Annotated in this window: 3 protein-coding genes; 2 read left to right on the top strand and 1 reads right to left on the bottom strand. The window is 66.0% G+C overall.

The features are described 5' to 3' along the window. A partial coding sequence (locus ENZ75_RS28260) for a hypothetical protein (RefSeq protein ID WP_128278486.1) occupies positions 1–360 on the bottom strand: 360 nt, incomplete at its 3' end. Between the two features lie 192 nt (positions 361–552). Between ENZ75_RS28260 and ENZ75_RS28255 the strand changes: the two genes are divergently transcribed. Both ENZ75_RS28255 and ENZ75_RS28250 read left to right on the top strand, forming a co-directional pair. Continuing rightward, positions 553–1,527: an L-threonylcarbamoyladenylate synthase gene (locus tag ENZ75_RS28255; RefSeq protein ID WP_063167659.1), complete on the top strand. Its 975-nt coding sequence runs from the start codon at positions 553–555 to the stop codon at positions 1,525–1,527. A gap of 8 nt (positions 1,528–1,535) precedes the next feature. Next, on the top strand, positions 1,536–2,542 hold a 1,007-nt coding region (locus tag ENZ75_RS28250), incomplete at its 3' end, for an FAD-binding oxidoreductase (protein WP_164888058.1).

Here is a 2,542-nt window from a genome sequence, read left to right as displayed (position 1 = left end):
GCCAGCGGCCGGCGCGGCACCGGTCGCTGGTGCAGCGGTTGGCGCGGGTGCCGGGAAATCGGGACCGGTAACGCCGCCACGGATGACCATCGGGCCTGGCTGGAAGCCGTGTCCGGTCGCGGGCTTGTCCGGGATCGCCGCTACCTTTTCATCGGTGACGTCGGGCGGCGCTTCCCCTACTGCCATCACCGACCGCGCATCGCTGGTGTTGACCGCATCGACGATTCCAGGCTGGTTGGGAGCGCCGATCCTGACGATCGATGGTGTGGAGGATGGCGTGCCTGGAAAAACCAGGGATGACGCCTGGGCTTCGCCGGCCGCAACAGCAAGAATGATACCCAGCAGGATACGCGCAGACACTGATGTCGCTCCCCTTTGCCCAGAAGCTGTTCGATAGCAGGCCGGAATTGATGCCGGCTTTCGTGGAACCATAGCATTTTAGGGATTGATAAATCGCCAATGCTCCTGCTCGCCAACAAACGGTTACCCAACAGCCGACTTGCCCAATGGCCGCCATCGTACTACGCACCCCGCATCTGTGAGGTGACGAGAGTGGCTGAAATACTTGGCTCGGGCGAGGCGCTGGAGCGGGCGCTGGCGCTGCTCAGGGAGGGCGATGTCGTCGCCATCCCGACGGAAACCGTCTACGGGCTGGCTGGCGACGCGACCAACGGCATCGGCGTCGCGCGCATCTTCGAAGCCAAGGGGCGGCCGCGCTTCAACCCGCTGATCGCCCATGTCGCCGACATGGCGATGGCCGAGCGCCTCGCGCTGTTCGATCCGCTGTCGAAGAAACTCGCGCGCGCGTTCTGGCCCGGTCCGCTGACGCTGGTGCTGCCGCAACGGCCCGGCAACGGCATCCATCCGCTCGTCACCGCCGGGCTCGATACAATCGCCTTGCGCATGCCGAGGGGCTTTGGCGGCGATCTGATCGCCAGGCTCGGCCGCCCGCTTGCCGCGCCCAGCGCCAATTCATCCGGCAGGATCAGCGCAACGACCGCGCAAGCGGTGGCAGCCGATCTCGGTGCGCGGATAAAGCTGGTGGTCGATGGCGGCGCAACCCCGGTCGGGCTGGAATCGACGATTCTCAAGGCCGAGGGGGAAAGAATGCGGCTGCTGAGGCCCGGCGGCATCGCTGCCGAGGAGATCGAGGCCGCCATCGGCATGGAATTGTTGCGCGGCGGCACCGCCAGTATCGAGGCGCCGGGCATGCTTGCCTCGCACTATGCGCCAGGTGCCGCGATGCGGCTCAATGCCGGCACGGTCGGCGAGGGCGAGGCTTTGCTCGGCTTCGGCGGCCAGAGGGCACAAGGCTGGCACCGCGCCGAAGCCTTCCTCAATTTGTCCGAAACCGGTGACCTGCGCGAAGCGGCGAGCAATCTGTTCGCCTGTATGCAGGCACTCGACCGCAGCGGCGCGCGCACCATCGCCGTCGAGCCTATTCCCTGCGACGGGCTCGGCGAAGCGATCAACGATCGGCTGTCGCGTGCAGCCGCCCCTCGTGACATCACGCAACCCGCAACATAGTTTCCCCCATGATCGAAATCACAGAGACACTCGATCCCGCCCTCATCGATCGCTTCGCTGCGATCGTCGGCGACAGATATGCGCTGCGTGATCAGCAGGACATCGCGCCCTACCTCATTGAGCGACGTGGGCTCTGGCACGGCGCGACGTCGCTGGTGCTGCGGCCGGGCAGCCTCGACGAGGTCAGCCGGATCATGCGGCTGGCGACCGAGACGGGAACGCCGATCGTGCCGCAAAGCGGCAACACCGGGCTGGTCGGCGCGCAGGTGCCGGACAGGTCCGGGCGCGAAATCGTCCTGTCGCTGTCGCGGCTGAACCGCATCCGCGAGATCGACGTCCTGTCCAACACGGTGACGGTCGAGGCCGGTGTCATCCTGCAGACGCTGCAGGAGGCAGCCGACGCCGCCGACCGGCTGTTCCCGCTGTCGCTGGCCGCGCAAGGCTCCTGCCAGATCGGGGGCAATCTTTCCTCCAATGCCGGCGGCACCGGCGTGCTTGCCTACGGCAATGCGCGTGAACTTTGCCTCGGTGTCGAGGTGGTGCTGCCGACCGGCGAGGTGTTCGACGACCTGCGCAAGCTGAAGAAGGACAACACCGGCTACGATCTAAAAAACCTGTTCGTCGGCGCCGAAGGCACGCTCGGCGTCATCACCGCCGCCGTGCTGAAGCTGTTCCCGAAGCCGAAGGGGCGCGAAGTCGCCTTCGTCGGCCTGTCGTCGCCCGAGGCGGCACTTTCGCTGTTCGGCCTGGCCATGGACCGTGCCGGGGCAGCACTCACCGCTTTCGAACTGATCGGCAGGCGGCCATATGATTTCACCCTGGCGCATGCCCAGGGTGTGGTGCGGCCGCTGATCGAGGACTGGCCGTGGTACGTGCTGATGCAGATTTCATCAGGCCGTTCGTCGGAAGATTCGCGAGCGTTGATCGAGGATGTGCTCTCGGCTGGCCTCGAACAGGAATTCGTCGGCGACGCCGTCATTGCCGCGAGTCTCGCGCAGGGCGATGCCTTCTGGAA

This window comes from Mesorhizobium sp. M7A.F.Ca.CA.002.04.1.1, assembly GCF_004022805.1.
In the GTDB taxonomy this organism is placed as follows: domain Bacteria; phylum Pseudomonadota; class Alphaproteobacteria; order Rhizobiales; family Rhizobiaceae; genus Mesorhizobium; species Mesorhizobium ciceri.
This window is presented reverse-complemented; position numbering and strand designations above follow the sequence as displayed.